An 18,206-nucleotide genomic window follows, 5' to 3' on the forward strand; every position below is an offset into this window, starting at 1 on the left:
CCGTTTTCAACTGCCTTTCATTATCTTGCTTTAAGTAATAAATAAATAAAATAAGGCGCACCTATAGCGGCTGTAAATACGCCAGCTGGAATTTCGAGAGGTGAAAAAGCAATTCTTCCTATTAAGTCAGAAATCATTACTAAAATAGCACCAATAATTGCTGCTACTGGTAATAACACTTCATAGGAAGAACCAACAATTCTTCGAGCAATATGTGGAGCCATTAATCCAACAAACCCAATTCCACCTGCAAATGCCACTGAGCCACCAATTAGTCCTGTACTTAATAAAAGAAGAATAAACCGTTGTTTTTGAACGTTACCTCCTACACCAGTTGCAATTTCTTTGCCAAGCTCTTGGACGTTTAATTGTCTGGATAGCCCCCAGGTAATAAATAATAAAATAAGAATCCACGGAGTTAAAATGAAAACATTACTCCAATTAGAGCCATGAACCGTCCCAGTAATCCATATATTAGCATCTCCGGCACGATAAATTGGGCCTAAAATCATAAAAAGTGTAGTAAGAGATTGTGTTAACGCAGAAATTCCAATTCCAATTAAAATTAGGCGAAGCGGCGATATTCCATTTTTCCATGAAAGCGTATAAACAACGATTGCAATGACAGAAGCACCTAAAAAAGCCGCGACAGGAAGCCAATTAATACTTACAGTAAGAGAGCCGTTTGTATCGCTAAAAAAAGCTAAAAATGAAACAACAAAAACACTTGCGCCACCTGTTATTCCAATAATATCAGGTGAAGCTAAAGGATTTCTAACGAGGCCTTGTAAAATACTACCTGCAACAGCAAGCCCAATACCGACCAGTAATGCAATAATAATTCTCGGCAATCGAAAGTCGAGCACTACTAATCTTTCGAGCCTCTCTCCACCTCCGAATAGAACAGAGATAACCGTTAAAGGATCAATTTTTAAGTCTCCTAAACCAGCACTTATAATGAATGTAATGAACATAATAAACATTAATAAAATAAGCTTTGTAATTGCCTTTTGGTCAATAAGATATGATATCGTACCATTTAAAAGTCGAATGTTTTTAAGTGAGTTCATTGGCCGTTAAACCCCCTTCTAGCGATAAAAATGAAAAAAGGTGTTCCTATAATTGCTGTCATTACACCGACAGGTACTTCCTGAGGAAAAATAATAAACCTTGCACCAATGTCAGCACTTAGTAGGAGAATAGCACCAAGAACTGCTGAAAAGGGAACTAGCCAACGGTGGTCAATACCAATAAACTTCTTAGCAACATGAGGTATTACAATGCCGATGAAGCCTATTGGTCCAGCAATAGCTACTGCACTTCCAGCTAATAAAATTACGACAATTGCCATTACTATTTTTATTCTTCCAAGCTTTAACCCTAATCCTTTCGCAACATCTTCTCCCATTGCTAAAACGTTAAGCTTAGGTGAAATAATAAGAGCTAGTAGTCCGCCAATGATTAAATATGGAAGTACAGATAAAAGCAATTCTAGCTTTCTTCCTTGTACAGAACCAGCAAGCCAAAACAATACCTGCTCTAATGCAACTTCATTTAAGACTAATAAGCCTTGTGTAAATGAACCGAACATTGCAGTAATTGCTGCTCCTGCTAACGTTATTTTCAAAGGTGTTAGGCCATCTCGCCCAAATGAGCTTATTGCATAGACAGAAAGGGATGCGACAGCTGCACCTAAAAATGATATCCATGCAAATGCTTGAAGATTACCTACTTGAAAAATTGTCACAGCAACAACAATAAAAAATCCTGCCCCGGCGTTTACGCCAAAGATTCCGGGAGATGCTAGTGGATTTTTTGTTAACGTTTGCATAAAGACACCAGAAACAGCTAGGGATGCACCAACTGAGGCAGCAATTAGCGCACGCGGCACTCTCACTGTTTGAATAATTAAATGTTCATTAGATGTATTAAAATAAATAAACGAATGTATGATGTCAATTAAAGAAATATTTGCATAGCCTAATCCAACACTAAGCCCAATTAAGCTGAGCATAAATAAAAAACTAAAAGATAATCCGATAAGTTTCTGATAGTTGCTTTTTAAAATCATGTAGTTATGTACCTTTCTTTTAAATGCTTTTCGTAATTATAATAGCAAATTTAATTGATTTTGAAAATCATTATCAATTAGGTGTTGACATTTATTTATAAGTTTACTAAGATATTTGTGTAATTGAAAATGATTATCATTACTAATACATATGGAGGAAAATAAAGATGAAAAAAATAGTTATTGCAATTATTACATTAATGGTATTTGCTCTTACGGCATGTGGGAACGATTCTACAACTGAAAGTGTAAACGAAAATAATAGCTATAAGGTAGTTCACGCTATGGGTGAAGCTACTATTGAAGGAACTCCAAAAAGAATTGTCGTTTTAACAAATGAAGGTACAGAAGCACTCCTTGCAATGGGAATTACACCTATAGGTGCTGTTCAATCTTGGACTGGTGATCCTTGGTATGACCACATTGCTGAACAAATGGAAGGTGTTGAAGTAGTTGGGACGGAAAGTGCGGTTAATGTAGAGGCAATCGTTGCTTTAAAGCCTGACCTAATTATTGGAACAAAGCTTCGTCAAGAAAAAATATATGAGCAATTAAATGCGATAGCACCAACTGTTTTATCGGAGACATTAAAAGGAGACTGGAAAGAAAACTTTAAGCTTTATGCACAAGCGATCAACAAAGTAGAAAAAGGAAATGAAGTTATTGCTGCATATGACGCTAAAGTAGAAACATTGAGCGGGAAGCTAGGGCAAGATATTTTAGCTAAAAAGATCTCTATGGTTCGCTTTTTAGCTGGAGATGTTAGAATTTATCAAAAAGCGTCTTTCTCTGGAGTAGTTTTAGAGCAACTTGGCTTTGCTCGTCCAGAAAATCAAAATGTAGATGAGTTTGCTATTCGAGGAGTAACGAAAGAGCGTGTTTCGGAAATGAATGGAGATGTCATCTTTTACTTCACTTACGAATCAGGTGATGGAGAAGCGACGGCTGTTGAGAATGATTGGTTAAATGATCAATTATTCCAAAACCTTGAAGCAGTAAAAGCAGGAAATGTACAAAAAGTTAGTGATACTACTTGGAATACTGCAGGTGGAGTTTTAGCAGCAAACTTAATGCTTGATGATATAGAGAATTACTTCTTAAAGTAATTCCTATCAAATGATAAAGGATGAGCAGAGGCTCATCCTTTTGTTTTGCATGTTAAAGTTACATGTTTTTGCGAAAGTATCCACCAATTTATCAATGTTAGTACGTAATATGGTCTTAATTTATCACTTCAAATAATGCTTTTACATTTTCATCTTTTGCAATATGTTCAGGGAAAATAAAACCAGACTTATCACGATCAAATTTTATCCCAATATGATCAAAGCAGATGTCTACAAACTCAGAACAAATATATTCATCATCATCCTTGTGACTAGATAGACCAAGCGCAATTCTTGAGATTATTTTAGTAATTTCATTTTTATCATACTTTCGATTTAACAAATCGGCTGCTTTCCCAAGCATTTCTCGTAAGTCTTCTTTATTAAATGTAGGGGCATGTAATGTTCGATGACGACCTATATACAGTTTTCCTGCATATGGTTTTTTACTATTCTCATAGTTGTTCACATATTGCGAGAAAGGAATAATACGCACGCCATCATCCTCGACACTTTCCAAAAGCAGAACTCGGCTATTCCACTTCACAATAATTCCTACATGACTAATGTTAGAATTTGAAAATTTTCTTATCAGCTTACTAACAATATGTTCGCCACTACAAAATAAAATATCCCCAGTTCTTAAATAGTCTCTCGCTTTTAAGTAGGGTATTTTTCTTAAGTTATTAAATTTAGTAGTTCCCAAACAAATTCACTACTTCCTATTATATATATATTGTCATTCTATGTGTTTTAAAAATATTTGTTCCGTATAAAGCTAGAATTGTTAGCCCCTTTTAAATAAACAATAAATATTCTATTCGTTCTATTTTTATTTAGTTCGCATATTCATAGATATATTACTTTTTGAGAGTTTTTATATTCCTAATAGTAATGAAGTATTTTATGAAAAGGTGAGTATATGAAAAAATCCATTTTATTTCTTGATGCAAATAAGCGTGCAACACTTTCGATAATTAGAGCGATAGGTAAAAAAAAGGAGTATCGCATATATTGTGCGGGAGAAAGAAGATTAGCTCTCTGTCGACCATCAATTATGACAGATAAATATTTTATATATGAAAATCCCGAAAAAAGCCATTCGTTATTTATTAAGAGCTTAAAAGAACTAGTAGAAGAAGTTAACCCAGATTATATCTTTCCATGTAGTGATGCAACGTTATTTTCAATATATAACTCTGACCTTTATGAAGTAATAAAAAGCAAGCTAATTGCACCTGAAAAAGATGCTTATATGAAATCTTTAGATAAACAATATATGAACGAACTAGCAAAGTCGTGTAACGTTAAAATAATAGAAGAAGCTTCAACTTCAAATCTATCTTTCCCAATAGTAATCAAGCCGCGTTTTTCTAGAAACCTACTAAATGATGAAATAGTTTATGGCTTTAGAAAGTTTGTTTATGATGAGGAATCATTCATAAAAAATTTAAATGTAATAAGAAGTTACGACAAGAGCCCCTTATTACAAAAAAAGATAGAAGGTAGAGGATTTGGAATTTTTGCTGCTGCAAAAGAAGGGGAAATTTTCGCTAGTTTTGCACATGAACGTGTTAGGGAAGTGCCACTGACTGGTGGAGTGAGTACGTTACGAGCATCTAAACAAGTCAATCCTTTTTTATTAGAAGCATCAAAAAAAATTATAAAAAAATTAAATTGGACAGGTATTGTTATGGTCGAATTTAAAGGTGTAACAGAAGAAAATGCATATTTTATCGAAGTAAACGGCCGTCCTTGGGGTTCAATGGATTTAGCGGTTTCATCAGGTGTTAATTTTCCCGAAATGATGAATGATTTATTTATTCATAACAATAACTTTAATGAGCTTAAAAAAAAGTACAATAAACCATATAACGTAAATTATTACTCAAGATGGATTGTAGGCGAACTAAATTATGTGAGATATATCGTTAGTAGTCATTTACCAATAAAAACGCGCTTAAAAAAACTTGCTAATGTACTTAAAAAGCCACCGCATGTTTCATATGATACGTTTAAATGGAATGATCCACTTCCATTTCTATTTGAGTTATCAACAATAATTGTAGACAAACTAACCCATTTAATGAAAAGAAAGAAAATGAAATGGAGTAAGCTGAAATGATTGCAAAAAGGAAAATAAAAATAATCCGTGAAAAAGGCTATGCTGTTGTTGTTATAGCAGGAAGTTTTGGTGCATTAGCCATTACTCGGGAATTAGGCAAAAGAAAAATTCCTTGTATTGTTATTGGTGAAGAGTTTGTTCGAAAGTCAAAGTATGCGTTAGTATCATTAAAAGCAACAACGGTTGAAGAAATAAGGGACTACCTTAAAGAATTACCGGGGATACTAAAAACAAAATTACTTTTATTTACAGATACGGATAGAACCTTACAATTTATATTTTCAAATTGGGAAGAGTTAGCAGAGCATTATCAGATGCCTTTTTCAAAAGACAACGTTACACTAATTGATAAGGAGAGACTTTCATTATATGCTGCGGAAAATAAAGTCGCTGTTCCGAAGAAATTTACGTCAGTCGAAGAAGTTAGAGAATCCGATTTTCCAATAATTATTAAGCCAATTAATCATGATCAACAACAAACAGAAAAAGCTTATATATGCTATGACAAAAAAACTGCTATTCAACATGAACAGTTATTTAGAAGACTAAATGTACCCTTTATTATGCAACAATATGTTTCTGGTAATGTTAATCAAATTTATAATCTATTATTGTACCGTGGAAAAAGCGGCCAAGTGTTAATAGGGTTTGGTTCGAGAAAATTAAGAAGCTTTCCATTAAATTATGGAACAGGCTCGGCTCAAATTACGGAGTATAATGAAGAAATTTCACAACAAAGTATACAGTTGTTAAAAGAGACAAACTATTGTGGCGTAGCTGAGTTTGAATACAAGTATTGTGTGAAAAGAGATTGCTACTTTCTAATAGAAGTGAATGGTAGATTCCCACTACAATGCGCATTATTATCTAAAGTAAATTCCTCATTTATTGAAAACATATGTATGGATTTACTAACGGTTTCCATACCTCAAGACGATCCATTTTATGAAAAGAAAAAACAAAAAATTACCTGGCTTTATCTCATTAATGATCTACGTTCAATGAGGGCTGCAAATATAAAAATAACAAATTGTTTGAGCATATATTTAAACGTATTTCGAACTACAAAAATTCAAGACCCTTTATGGTCAATAAGCGATCCAATTCCATCCCTTTATTATTATAAATACTTGATTAAGAAAGTAATAAAGGAAAATGAGGTAAGCCAACATAAGAAAAAAAGAAGTGTTACGATAAATTGAAATGCGGCCACCCTAATGACAGGGCAAGCCGCATTTTTTCATTTTATATGTTCTAATTTTTAAGTGCAATCCATGAGAAAATACCATAAATAATAAATCCTATTGAGCCAGCAATACTAACAGCTACTATTGCACCTGTTGCAGATAGCTGAAAGAAATGAGCATAAAAGAGTGCTCCGCAAATTAGAATTACTCGTATTATCTCTCTAATAAATTGGAGTGCATGTTTTTCCCGAATAACGACAGTTGAACCCACTGGAATAGTTATAAATTGAAAAAAATACATCACAGAAAGTATTGGTAAGTGTGCGCCGGCGTTTGCCCAAGCAGAGCCAAAAACAATAGGAACTAACCAAGGAGAAAGGATAGAAACGATGAATAAGATTGGAAAAATGATAAGTACCAAATTTTTAATCGTCTTAAAAAATAAATCGTTAACTTTGTTAGGTTGTTTATGAATGAGTGAGGAGGCCTCTGCCAAGAAAACACTTCCTATTGAAGAGCCAATTAGAAATAACGGGGTTCCTAGTATTCGTTGAATGATTAAAAACCAGCCTCCGACACTCGCTCCATAGAAAATTGTTATTAATATTATCGGCAGTTCTACGGAAAGCTGTTTAATAAACTTGGCTGCAGTTGATAGTAGTGGAAATTTATAATATCTGAAAGCTAATTGCTTCATGGCTTTATAATGTACTTGTTTGAAGGTTTGCCAGTCTTCCTTCAAGGTAGTTGTTAGCAATTTTCCGCTACCACCTATACGACCGACAAAATCACCGATAAATAATGGCAGGGGACCTTTTATCAGAAGTGCTCCGCCAATTTGTGTGAAAACCATACCAATACTTTGATTAATCTTAGTTTTAGAAACAATTAGGTATTTTTTTCTTCGAAGAGCATAAGTGCTTAAAATGCGATATGCTCCAATTCCGAATAAACTTAACGGAAGTAAATATAGATAGGCACTTAATTCCTTGTTTTTTAAAATAATAGAAATTTCCTCGTTATATAAAAAGATACTTACTCCAAATAGAAAAGAAATAATAGTTAGGAGAAAGAAGGTTAGTGCAACAATGTTTGCTCCCTCAAAATCATCTCTCGGTAATGTAATTGCATTTTCATACTGTAAAGAACTAATGGTGGCTAAAATTGCTAGAAACGACATATAAATTCCTAGTAACCCTAATTCCTCCGGTGTATATAGTCGAGTAAGAAAAGGTGAAGAAAGCAGGACTAATAATTGCGCTATGCCACTTCCGCTAATTAACAAAAGGACGTTTTTAAAAAAATCTCTTCTCTTAAGATAGATTTTTACATTTGCTACTAGTTCATTCATTACCACTGCACATCCTAGATACTATGATATATCATCATATGTCTATGAAATCGGAATTAGTACAAGCTAATTTGCTATATTTTTCTTCGAGATAACCGCATATTAGCTAGACTTACTTAATATAGTTTAGTAATAAGTAAAACTTGTGGATATTAGAAGGGATACTAGATTATATGAATTTAGCTAATATATTTGAATCTAAGTTAGGAAAACTATATCTGCTTTTGATTTGGTTAACGTTTGCTTTAAGTGGCTGGGTCACCATTGAGCCTGCACCTGTTGATCTTTTAGTCACCTTAGCATTTGTCATAGCATTATTTTCATCCTATTTATCATTTCATTCACATGTAGCGTTTCCACTTACTTTTATATGGATTTTCATCCTTCAAAATATAGGTGCAATGTATTTTATGAGAAATCATATAACTGGATTTTCCTATTTTTTTATTACTCTTTATCTCATAATTCTCTGGGTGATGATTGTCGGGCTAATCTCAAGATTTGGTAAAAAAATGACGAAATTAATTATTAGTGGGTATACAACCGCAGCAATTATATCTGCTTTATTAGGGATTATGGCGTATTTTAACTTGCTACCAAATGCAGAGACTTTTATGTACTTAGGCAGAATAAAAAGCTTATTTAAAGACCCTAATGTTTTTGGACCTTTTCTTATTCCGATTGTCTTATTTGCGATTAATTATTTCGAAGAAGCGACTACAAGAAAAAAGAAACTATTCTGGGTTTCTACAATTACACTATTAACCATTGCTGTATTTTTAAGTTTTTCACGAGCTGCTTGGATTAACTATGTTATATCACTAGGGACTTTCTTTTTCTTTTGGATTCTTTTTAGTACGAAAAAAAGAAGTTTAGTAAAACGAATGAGCTTACTATCAATCCTCTTTATCTTATTTGCCGCTATGTTATTTACATTATTTAACAACGAATCAATTAATAGTATGTTCAATACGCGCTTTGGATTGCAGAAATATGATACAAATCGGTTCGCTACGCAACTCACTGTCTTAAATTCTCTTGAAACATTTCCATTAGGAAAAGGACCGGGACAATCAGATAGCATTTCAGATTACTCTCCACATAGCTTATATGTTCGAGTGTTAGGTGAATATGGGTATTTAGGATTTTTCTCAATTATTTCCTTCATCATATTAACTTTACTTCGAGCTGTATATGCTGCATATAAAACAAAAGCAACACTTTATATTGTATGCACAGCAGCAATAATAGGTCTTTTAGTTAATAGTTTTGTTATTGATACTTTGCATTGGCGGCATTTTTGGCTATTACTAGCAATTCCTTGGGTGTACAAAAGTGATAGTAATAAAACAGCTTCATCTGCTAAGAAGAAAAATATGAGAGGAGAGTTGTAACATGGCTAAGAAAAAAGTGCTAATTGCAGCAACTGTTTATACACATTTAGCTAACTTTCATATACCTACTATTAAACTATTACAAGAGAAAGGCTATGAAGTGCATGCAGCTTCAAATAATAATGAAGGTAGAAAAAATGAAATAGAAAGCTTAGGAGTAATTTGTCATGATATAAAATTTGTGCGAGCACCTTTTAAGAAACATAACATAATCGCTATGAAACAAATATCATCATTATTTAAAGAGTTTTACTTTGATCTCATCCATGTACACACGCCAATTGCTTCATTTATTGTTAGGTATATAGCAAAAAAGTATAATCAGGGACCGGTTTTATATACTGCGCATGGCTTTCATTTTTATAAAGGATCCCCTCTCTTAAATTGGTTGTTATACTATCCTGCTGAAAGAATTGCTAAAAGATGGACAGATGCATTGATCGTTATTAATACAGAAGATTTTAATCGAGGTATTAAAATGGGGTTTATCGCTAATAAGAATCTTTTTAAAACAAATGGTGTTGGGGTGGATTTAAAGGTATTTACTAAAGGAGATGATCGAAAGAGTAACTTTAGAAGGGAAATTAACATTCCAGATCCTAGTATTGTTATTACGTGTGTGGCGGAATTTACAAAAAATAAAAATCAACAGCTATTATTAAAAGCTTGGCCAACTTTAATAAATGAATTTAATAATATCCACTTAGTGTTTGTAGGTGATGGGAAGCGAAAAATAACATTAGAGAAGTTAGCTAGTCGAAAAAACTTAAAAAATGTTTATTTTCTTGGGTTTCGACACGATATTCCAGAAATATTAATGCACTCAAATATTGTAAGTTTAGTTTCAAAAAGAGAAGGTATGCCCAAGACAATAATGGAAGGAATGGCAATTGGTCTTCCTGCAATCGTGTCTGACGTTAGAGGTTCGAGAGATTTAGTGAATCATAAAGAAAATGGCCTTATTGTAAAATGTGATCAAGTTAATAATTTAATAGAAAATTTAAAGGTATTAATTGAGCAGGAAGAAGTTAGAAAAGAAATGGGCGATAATGCCTTGAAAAAAGTTACGCAGTATTCGAATGAAAATGTTTTAAAAGAGTTAAATCAAGTATATGAATCTTTTTTCATTTAAAGGAGGGATAAAGTGAACTATTTGCTAAGAAAGGCAATAAAACTGTATGTCTTACTCCCTATTGGGATAATAGTCTCTTTCTTTAAAAGAGACAGACGCTATGCGTCAATCCTTATGTATCACCGTGTCAATGATAATATCAAAAAAGAACTGGCAGTAACTACGAAGAACTTCGAATGGCAAATGGATTACTTAAAAAAGAAAAATTATAACGTCATAACACTTGATACATTAATAGAAAAAATTAAGACAAAATCTGTCCCCAAAAAATGCGTTGTACTAACGTTTGATGACGGCTATGAAGACTATTATCACAGCGCTTATAAAACTTTAAAACGTTTAGAATTTCCTTCTATTCAGTATCTTGTACCTGGATATATCGAAAAGAATAAAACCTTTTGGTGGGATCGGGATATTGGAGAGAGTAAGTTGATGAATTGGGAACAAATTAATGAATTAAGTAAAAGTGAACTAGTAACGTTTGGAGCACATACGATAAATCACCCAGACTTAGATAGGCTTAACAATTTAGAAATTCACCAGGAACTACAAGGAAGTAAAAAATTATTAGAGGCAAAATTAAAAAAAGAAATAAAACACTTTTGTTATCCTAGAGGGAGATACAATACTACCTCTAAACAGATTGTGAGGAAAACATTTGAATCAGGCGTATTAATGTTTAATGGCAAAGAAATAAATAGTAAGTTAAATAAAGATCATCTTTGTGTTCTTAAAAGAGAACCTATCCAGCAAAGCGATGGTAAACTATTGTTTATTGCTCGATTAAATGGTTGGCTATGTGTGGAAGACAATATAAAAAAAATAGTATATAAAATGAAAGATAAGGCAGGTGCTTAAAAAATGAGCACTTGCCTTATTTTTCTTTGTTATTTAAAACAATGCCTAATATATTTGCTTGAATGCTCTTTAGTTTTTCAACAGCCTTATACGTAGCATCAATCCTAGTTTTGCCAGGGTTAACAACTAAAACGCAGCCATCTGCTTCCGAAGATAAATACATTGTATCTGCAGTATCCATAGAAGGGCTATCAATAACAATAATATCAAACATGACTCTTAATTCTGTAAATAGTTGCTGAAATCGCTCTGATTCGAACAGTTCAACTGGGTTTATTGTCACAGACCCCGAAGTAACAATTGATAAATTAGGTTCATCACTCTTTTGGATAATTTCACTTAATTGATCTTGCCCCGCTAAAAAGCTCGATACACCTCTATCATTACTCAAGTTAAATGCTATATGGCCAGTTGGGCCTCGTAAGTTCATATCTATATATACAGTTTTCTTCGTACTTTTAGCCATCATTATTGCAACGTTTGCACTTGTTAATGATTTTCCTTCAGATGAGTTAGGACTAGTAATTAGCATGGTTTGATTCTTTTTTACACTAGGAGAAAGTTTTAACCTAGCGCAAAGGTTTTGATAGTTACTAAAGTTTGAGGACCTTCTGTTAATTACTAACTTATTACTTAATTCATTATTAGCCTTCGAAGACTTATTTTTCCCAATAGTAATAGGTGTGACTTCACCTAAAACTGATAAAGAAAATAATCTCCTAATCTTTTCTTCTGATTTAATTGTAGTATCTAAAAACTCTTTAATAGATACACTACCTACAGATAAAAATAGCCCTAAAAATAGACTAATTGCAATGTTAAATATAGGGTTGCGATCAACTGGTGTGAAGCTATCGTCAATCTTAGCAGGAGTTAATATATGGATATAATTTAAATTTTTTAGCCTGTCTACTTCTTCCTTAAAAACGTTTGCGATGGAGTTCGCCATATATACAGCTTGGGCATGATCTTGGTCTTTAACAATGATAGTAAAAACTTGAGAGTTTTTAATACTTTCGATTTCAATTTTTCTTAATAAAGATTCAATATCTATTTCTTTATTAATATTTTTAAGGGCGGGTTCCAAAATTGTAGGACTTTTTATTATGACGCGATAAGTATCAATAAGCTTTAAGCTAGAATCAATTTCACTTGCAGTGACATTCTTACTTCCTTCAGCGTCTTTCTCCGTAGTTACTAATATATTTACTCTTGCTTCATACTCGGGTGGAATTACGTAAAGAGTTATCACACTACTAATAAGAACAACAAACCCTGTTAAGAAAAAAATGACCCGCCAGTTTCTAAAAAGTAGTTTGAAAAACTCTCTTATATCAAAAACAAATTCCATAGAAATATACCTCTTTTCTTCAATATAAACATCTTAATATATCCTATGAACTAGTTTTAAAATACATGTTTATTTTAATAGAAAAAATTTAAATTTCATTTATAAAAGTACTACTAATAGATTATTTAATGCATAGACTTATAAAAATAATAAGTTCTCTAATTACGAAATACTTAGTGCTAACTGAAAGGAACAAGTTTAGGAGGAGATTATAAAGTGGAAAAAATAAAAGCAGTCGTTCTCCATAGTATTAAGATTCAAATTACTGATTTTTTCATAGTTTTGAAAGCATTAAAAAATAATGATACCGTTAAAATAGAAAGGGACATGGAAGCAAAGTTATCTAAAGGAAATAGATTACTTAAAAGAACAATGGACATAATAATAGCTGTACTATTATTAATAATTACTAGTCCATTATTTATACTCCTATTTTTGCTAATTCCAATAACATCAAAAGGACCTGCCTTTTATTTTCAAGAAAGATTAGGAGAAAATAAAGAAGCTTTTAAAATTATTAAGTTTAGGACGATGGTTACTGATGCTGAACAAAAGACTGGCCCTGTTTTAGCAAAAAAAAATGACCCCCGGGTTACTAAGGTTGGTCATTTTATTAGAGCAGTTAGAATTGATGAACTTCCTCAATTAATTAATGTCTTGCTAGGAAATATGAGTTTAGTAGGGCCACGACCTGAAAGAGCCTTTTTTGTTAATCAATTTAAAGACAGGCTTCCAAAGTACGAACAACGGATGAATGTAAAACCAGGAATAACAGGTCTTGCTCAAGTGATGGGGGATTACTATACAGCACCTAAAGATAAATTAAAGTATGACCTTATATATATTAAGAAGTATTCAATTTGGTTTGATTTTAAAATCTTGCTTAAAACATTATTAGTAGTATTACCATTTCAAGTTAAAAAAGGATAAAATAGTACTATGTTGAATTTATAGTTACAAAGAAATAAGGTGGTAAACAAATGAGTAAAACAATAGTTGAAAAGTTAAATTTAGCAAAGTATGAAAGAAAAGCTGTGTTAAACACTCCAGAGGGAAGAGATTATTTCGCGCAGTTAACTGAATATGATACAGATTTAACGGAAAGTAGCTATGACCTAATTTTTGCATTTGTATTAGACTTAAAATCTTTAAAAGAGCTAGTGAATACAGTAATAGAGAAGAATTACTTAAACAGAAGTGGTTATCTTTTTTTAGCCTACCCGAAAAAAGGCAATAAAGTTTATGATTCATACATACATCGGGATAGCTTGTTAGAAGGTTTAGGTGCAGATGAAAATGGTTACATCGATAAAAGTAACATTAAGTTTGCCAGGATGGTTGGGTTGGATGAAACCTTTACTGTAATAGGTTTAAAGGAAGATACAAAAAGTAAAAATAACAAATCTACAAAAGCAAGTCAATGTGTAGATGATTATATTGAAATGATCCCATTAATAGAAAATGATTTGCAAGATACTCCAAACTTACTTTCATTTTATCAGGAATTAACACCCGGTTATCGTAAAGACTGGGCGCGTTATGTATATAGTGCTAAGCAAGAAAAGACGAAAGAAAAGCGTCGTGAAGAAATGAAACAAATATTGGAGCAAGGTTTTAAAAGTAGAGATCTTTATCGTGCAAACAAAAAGTAATAGGAAAGTTTTATTTCGTTTTATTACAAAAATTAAGAGCTCCTAGTAGACTTCGATAACCTTATCGAGGTCTTTTTTTGGCTTTATTTATTTTATGATTACATTTTTTATAGTAAAGTTATATAAATCTCTTGAATAGAGAAAGCGAGGAACTAACTAATGAAAATCACAAGACAATTAGCTGAACCAATTTTAAAGAAGTTAAGTGGCTTTTTAGATTATAAGATAAATGTCATGAATGAAAAAGGAATGATAGTTGCAAGTAGTGACACTGAAAGAATTAATCAGATTCATGAAGGTGCAGTATATGTAATATCAAATAAAAAGCAATTAGTAATTTCTCCTGAAGATCAAGAGCTTTATGCTGGGTCAAAACCAGGAGTGAATTTACCTATTGAATATTTTGATGAAATTGTAGGTGTAGTAGGAGTTACTGGCGACCCGAAAGAACTCTATAAGTTTGCCAAAATAATAAAAATAACGGTAGAGGTTATGATTCAACAAGTATATGTAAATAACCAGATGCAATATAAAAATAGGCTAGTAGAAGGTTGGATTCATGATTTAGTTTCCCCAACCAACTTTAATAAAAAAGTGGTTGAAAAGAATGGTGAAAATCTCCTAGGCATCGATTTTAAAATAGAAAGGACAATTATTTTAATAAGTTTGCCAGATTTAACGCCTAATAATTGGCAAAGTTTTGAAACGATGGTGAAATTAAGTGAAAAGAAATCGGATATATTAAGGTTAATTACTAAAGAAATAGCAGAGTCTTCTATTTGCTCTTTCATAAATAATGATACATGTCTTGTAGCAATTGAAAGTAAAGGTAAAAATATTACTAATGAACGCTTCATTGCTAAAGATATACATAAAAAGCTCAAACTTTTAAATATAAATTCATTTGTAGGAATTGGAAACGGATATACGGGAGTCGAAGGGTATCGAAATTCTTACTACCAGGCTAAACAGTGTTTAGAAATAATTCAGTTGTTTAAAACTGAGGAACCGATTTCTCATATTTCGGATTGGAAATTGGAGAGGATTTTAGTAAATATACCCGAAAAGACCCGGAATGAATTAATAGAAGAGTTCCTTTCAAATAAAAAGCCTTTAAGTGCAGAATCGCTGCATACATTAGAAGTATTTTTCAAAAACCAACTTAGAGTAAATGATACAGCATTAGCACTTAATATTCATCGAAATACATTACAATATCGTTTGGATCGTGTTTATAAACAGGTTGGATTAAACCCTCGAAATTTTAATGATGCATCAATTTTAATGATAGTAATGTTCTTTTATAAAATGAAAAGATAAAATATTGTTCATTTGAACAAACTTTCGATAAAAAAACCATAAATTTTCAGTTATTCGCACGTTGTTTTTGTGCATCTACTTATAGTTTAATTATAACTAAGTTTTCAAAATATATTGAAAAAGGTGTTTTTATGAAAATAGTGATTGCTCCGGATTCCTATAAAGGTAGCTTAACTTCCTTAGAAGTAGGAACAACAATGAAAGAAGCTTTTTTAAAAGAGGTACCTGGTGCAACCATAGATGTAGTTCCAATGGCTGATGGAGGTGAAGGAACTTTAGATACACTTTTGTTTGCCACAAACGGAAAGCGCTTTCATGTTGAGGTGACTGGTCCGTTAGGAGAACCTGTTGAAACTGCATATGGGGTACTTGGAACTAGTAACACAGTTGTCATAGAAACAGCTAATATTGCTGGATTACCGATGGTCCCAAGTGAAATCCGAAACCCAATGAACACCACTTCCTATGGAGTTGGGGAGGCCATAATTGAAGCGGTAAAATCTGGTCACAGAGACTTTATTATTGGTCTTGGAGGAAGTGCTACTAATGACGGTGGACTTGGAATGTTACAGGCATTAGGTGTGAAATTTGTTGATGAAAATGAAGGGGAAGTTAGTCCTTTCGCCTCATCACTTTCTTCTATAAAGAAGGTAGATTTTTCTGCATTAAACCCAATTGTGAAAGATTGCAAGTTTCGAATTGCTAGTGATGTAAATAATCCACTATGTGGAGAGCAGGGCGCTACTGCAGTATTTGGACCACAAAAGGGTGCTACTTCAAAGCAGGTAAAAGAACTTGATTTTACTTTGAAGCAATACGCCCAATTAATTGAGGAAACATTAGGGATAGAGCATCAAAGTACTCCTGGCGCTGGTGCAGCAGGAGGGTTAGGGTTTGCCTTCCTACTTATAGGGGCAGAAATCATTTCTGGATCTGAAATTATTGCAGAAGCTACAAATGTAGTAGAAAAAATTAGGCATGCAAATTGGGTCATTACTGGTGAAGGACAAAGTGATTATCAAACACTTTATGGAAAAGTACCTGCATTTATTGCAAAAGCAGGGAAGCGCTACAATGTTCCTACCATCCTTATATCGGGTGGATTAGGAGATGGATATGAAAAGCTTTACGACTATTTTGTAAGCTGTCATTCAATTACAGCAGGTCCTATTAGTTTAGAAGCGTGTATAAAAAATGCAGAGATATTACTATTTAATCAAACTAGAAATATTGCTAGGTTAATAAAGGCCACTAAATAGGTCTTTACATATTAAGGGGGATGAAAGATATGGAAGGTTCTTTATTGTTTCTTGTTATAATACTAGGGGTTAGTTTCATTGTTTTTGCTACAGCAAAATTAAAGTTACATCCTTTTCTATCATTATTAATTGCTGCATTTATGGTAGGCTTATTAGCTGGTTTACCATTGAATGAAGTGGTAGCTGCAGTTAATGGTGGATTTGGTGGATTAATGGGCTACATCGGTATTGTAATCGTAGCTGGTACAATCATTGGTACTGTTTTAGAAAGATCAGGAGCAGCACTTAGAATGGCAGAAGTTGTACTTAGACTAGTTGGCGAAAAGCGCCCACAGCTTGCAATGAGTTTAATAGGTGCGATTGTTAGTATTCCAGTATTTTGTGACTCAGGGTATGTCATTTTATCAAGTTTAAAGAAAGCGCTTGCAAAAAGAGCGAAAGTTGCTCTAGCTTCTATGTCTGTTGCTCTTGCAACAGGATTATATGCTACGCATACATTAGTACCTCCAACACCAGGTCCGATAGCTGCTGCAGGTAACATCGGAGCTGCTGATTATTTAGGAACTGTTATCTTAATTGGCTTTATCGTTGCTATTCCAACTATTTTGGTAGGTTACATTTGGGCTGTTAAAGTTGCGAGTAAAATTAAAATTGAAGGAGAAGAAGTTACTTCTTTAGATTATGACGAAATAGTAAAAGGTTTTGGGCAACTACCTTCTACATTTAAATCATTCGCACCAATTGTTCTTCCAATAGTGTTAATTGGATTAGGATCTGTAGTAAAGTTTTTCGGTTGGACTGGAACTTTGGCAGATATAGCATTATTTCTCGGTGCCCCTGTTGTAGCACTGTTAATGGGTGTTCTTGTATCCTTTTTATTAATGCCACAACTAAATGAAGAAACATTAACTGGCTGGGTAGGAGATGGAATTAAAGATGCATCGACTATTTTATTAATCACTGGTGCTGGTGGAGCTTTCGGTTCAGTTATTAAGGCGACTCCTGTAGCAGAATTAATCAAAGGAATTGCTAATGGAGGACTATTAAATGGAGCGTTAATATTATTAATTCCATTCGTAGTAGCTGCTGCTTTAAAAACTGCACAAGGTTCATCAACTGCTGCACTAGTAGTTACATCGACTCTTATTGCACCATTACTTCCTGAAATGGGTATCGAAGGTGCTATTCCTTTAGCACTAGTTGTTATGGCGGTAGGCGCAGGAGCAATGGCAGTCAGTCATGTAAATGATAGCTATTTCTGGGTTGTGACACAATTTAGTGGAATGAAAGTTACTGATGCTTACAAAGCACAGACTTTAGCTACTCTATTACAAGGATTAACTGCTATTATCTTTACAATGATATTATGGGTAATCTTAGTATAATTCCAATATAAAAGA

At 33.0% G+C, this 18,206-nt stretch carries 16 protein-coding genes; 11 read left to right on the top strand and 5 right to left on the bottom strand.

Annotated elements, in window-relative coordinates; translation table 11 throughout:
- Positions 1-20: 20 nt before the first annotated feature.
- Entirely contained in the window at positions 21-1,070 is a 1,050-nt protein-coding gene (locus CIB95_RS10425) for a FecCD family ABC transporter permease (protein WP_094924904.1), read from the bottom strand.
- A complete protein-coding gene (locus CIB95_RS10430; RefSeq protein WP_094924906.1) occupies positions 1,067-2,071 on the bottom strand; it encodes a FecCD family ABC transporter permease in 1,005 nt (334 codons plus the stop codon). Before CIB95_RS10430 ends, CIB95_RS10425 begins: the two co-directional genes overlap by 4 nt.
- A 167-nt stretch (positions 2,072-2,238) precedes the next feature.
- On the opposite strand from CIB95_RS10430, the gene CIB95_RS10435 reads away from it, so the two are divergent.
- Positions 2,239-3,177, top strand: a complete 939-nt coding sequence (locus tag CIB95_RS10435; protein WP_094924908.1) for an ABC transporter substrate-binding protein — start codon at positions 2,239-2,241, stop codon at positions 3,175-3,177.
- Positions 3,178-3,292: 115 nt separating this feature from the next.
- Here CIB95_RS10435 and CIB95_RS10440 read toward each other — a convergent pair whose 3' ends face one another.
- Positions 3,293-3,883, bottom strand: a complete 591-nt coding sequence (locus CIB95_RS10440; protein WP_094924910.1) for a YiiX/YebB-like N1pC/P60 family cysteine hydrolase — start codon at positions 3,881-3,883, stop codon at positions 3,293-3,295.
- Positions 3,884-4,099: 216 nt separating this feature from the next.
- Between CIB95_RS10440 and CIB95_RS10445 the strand changes: the two genes are divergently transcribed.
- Positions 4,100-5,302, top strand: a complete 1,203-nt coding sequence (locus CIB95_RS10445; RefSeq protein WP_094924912.1) for an ATP-grasp domain-containing protein — start codon at positions 4,100-4,102, stop codon at positions 5,300-5,302.
- The gene (locus CIB95_RS10450; protein WP_094924914.1) at positions 5,299-6,504 is read left to right on the top strand and encodes a hypothetical protein; all 1,206 of its coding nucleotides are present in this window, start codon (positions 5,299-5,301) and stop codon (positions 6,502-6,504) included. The genes CIB95_RS10445 and CIB95_RS10450 overlap by 4 nt, the downstream gene beginning before the upstream one ends.
- A gap of 52 nt (positions 6,505-6,556) precedes the next feature.
- On the opposite strand, the gene CIB95_RS10455 is transcribed toward CIB95_RS10450, so the two are convergent.
- Positions 6,557-7,840, bottom strand: coding sequence for a lipopolysaccharide biosynthesis protein (locus tag CIB95_RS10455; RefSeq protein ID WP_094924916.1), 1,284 nt, complete (start codon positions 7,838-7,840; stop codon positions 6,557-6,559).
- A gap of 173 nt (positions 7,841-8,013) precedes the next feature.
- Between CIB95_RS10455 and CIB95_RS10460 the strand changes: the two genes are divergently transcribed.
- From CIB95_RS10460 to CIB95_RS10470, 3 genes are read left to right on the top strand one after another with little or no spacing between them, the layout of a single operon-like run.
- Positions 8,014-9,234 carry an O-antigen ligase family protein gene (locus CIB95_RS10460; protein WP_094924917.1) on the top strand — a complete coding sequence of 407 codons (1,221 nt, stop codon included), beginning with the start codon at positions 8,014-8,016 and terminating at the stop codon, positions 9,232-9,234.
- 1 nt (position 9,235) lies between these two features.
- Complete coding sequence (locus CIB95_RS10465) at positions 9,236-10,366, top strand: glycosyltransferase family 4 protein (RefSeq protein ID WP_094924919.1); 1,131 nt, start codon at positions 9,236-9,238, stop codon at positions 10,364-10,366.
- A gap of 12 nt (positions 10,367-10,378) precedes the next feature.
- Positions 10,379-11,224, top strand: coding sequence for a polysaccharide deacetylase family protein (locus CIB95_RS10470; RefSeq protein WP_094924920.1), 846 nt, complete (start codon positions 10,379-10,381; stop codon positions 11,222-11,224).
- Positions 11,225-11,240: 16 nt separating this feature from the next.
- Here the strand turns inward: CIB95_RS10470 and CIB95_RS10475 are convergent, their stop codons facing one another.
- On the bottom strand, positions 11,241-12,575 hold the full coding sequence (locus CIB95_RS10475) for a polysaccharide biosynthesis tyrosine autokinase (protein WP_094924922.1): 1,335 nt from the start codon (positions 12,573-12,575) through the stop codon (positions 11,241-11,243).
- Positions 12,576-12,791: 216 nt separating this feature from the next.
- On the opposite strand from CIB95_RS10475, the gene CIB95_RS10480 reads away from it, so the two are divergent.
- The 5 genes from CIB95_RS10480 (at position 12,792) to CIB95_RS10500 (ending at position 18,191) form a co-directional block, all read left to right on the top strand.
- Positions 12,792-13,505: an exopolysaccharide biosynthesis polyprenyl glycosylphosphotransferase gene (locus tag CIB95_RS10480; protein ID WP_094924924.1), complete on the top strand. Its 714-nt coding sequence runs from the start codon at positions 12,792-12,794 to the stop codon at positions 13,503-13,505.
- A gap of 50 nt (positions 13,506-13,555) precedes the next feature.
- Entirely contained in the window at positions 13,556-14,227 is a 672-nt protein-coding gene (locus CIB95_RS10485; protein WP_094924926.1) for a YdeI/OmpD-associated family protein, read from the top strand.
- 159 nt (positions 14,228-14,386) lie between these two features.
- Positions 14,387-15,547, top strand: coding sequence for a CdaR family transcriptional regulator (locus CIB95_RS10490; protein ID WP_094924928.1), 1,161 nt, complete (start codon positions 14,387-14,389; stop codon positions 15,545-15,547).
- A gap of 131 nt (positions 15,548-15,678) precedes the next feature.
- On the top strand, positions 15,679-16,806 hold the full coding sequence (locus tag CIB95_RS10495) for a glycerate kinase (RefSeq protein ID WP_094924930.1): 1,128 nt from the start codon (positions 15,679-15,681) through the stop codon (positions 16,804-16,806).
- A 29-nt stretch (positions 16,807-16,835) separates the two neighbouring features.
- Positions 16,836-18,191, top strand: coding sequence for a GntP family permease (locus tag CIB95_RS10500; RefSeq protein WP_094924932.1), 1,356 nt, complete (start codon positions 16,836-16,838; stop codon positions 18,189-18,191).
- The last annotated feature ends 15 nt before the right edge of the window (positions 18,192-18,206 follow it).

Source organism: Lottiidibacillus patelloidae, from assembly GCF_002262935.1.
Lineage (GTDB): Bacteria > Bacillota > Bacilli > Bacillales > SA5d-4 > Lottiidibacillus > Lottiidibacillus patelloidae.

Coding starts and splice junctions, on each gene's coding strand:
- CIB95_RS10425 (WP_094924904.1), bottom strand. CDS start 1,070: ATGAACTCACTTAAAAACATTCGACTTTTAAATGGTACGATATCATAT.
- CIB95_RS10430 (WP_094924906.1), bottom strand. CDS start 2,071: ATGATTTTAAAAAGCAACTATCAGAAACTTATCGGATTATCTTTTAGT.
- CIB95_RS10435 (WP_094924908.1), top strand. CDS start 2,239: ATGAAAAAAATAGTTATTGCAATTATTACATTAATGGTATTTGCTCTT.
- CIB95_RS10445 (WP_094924912.1), top strand. CDS start 4,100: ATGAAAAAATCCATTTTATTTCTTGATGCAAATAAGCGTGCAACACTT.
- CIB95_RS10450 (WP_094924914.1), top strand. CDS start 5,299: ATGATTGCAAAAAGGAAAATAAAAATAATCCGTGAAAAAGGCTATGCT.
- CIB95_RS10455 (WP_094924916.1), bottom strand. CDS start 7,840: ATGAATGAACTAGTAGCAAATGTAAAAATCTATCTTAAGAGAAGAGAT.
- CIB95_RS10460 (WP_094924917.1), top strand. CDS start 8,014: ATGAATTTAGCTAATATATTTGAATCTAAGTTAGGAAAACTATATCTG.
- CIB95_RS10465 (WP_094924919.1), top strand. CDS start 9,236: ATGGCTAAGAAAAAAGTGCTAATTGCAGCAACTGTTTATACACATTTA.
- CIB95_RS10475 (WP_094924922.1), bottom strand. CDS start 12,575: ATGGAATTTGTTTTTGATATAAGAGAGTTTTTCAAACTACTTTTTAGA.
- CIB95_RS10485 (WP_094924926.1), top strand. CDS start 13,556: ATGAGTAAAACAATAGTTGAAAAGTTAAATTTAGCAAAGTATGAAAGA.
- CIB95_RS10490 (WP_094924928.1), top strand. CDS start 14,387: ATGAAAATCACAAGACAATTAGCTGAACCAATTTTAAAGAAGTTAAGT.
- CIB95_RS10495 (WP_094924930.1), top strand. CDS start 15,679: ATGAAAATAGTGATTGCTCCGGATTCCTATAAAGGTAGCTTAACTTCC.
- CIB95_RS10500 (WP_094924932.1), top strand. CDS start 16,836: ATGGAAGGTTCTTTATTGTTTCTTGTTATAATACTAGGGGTTAGTTTC.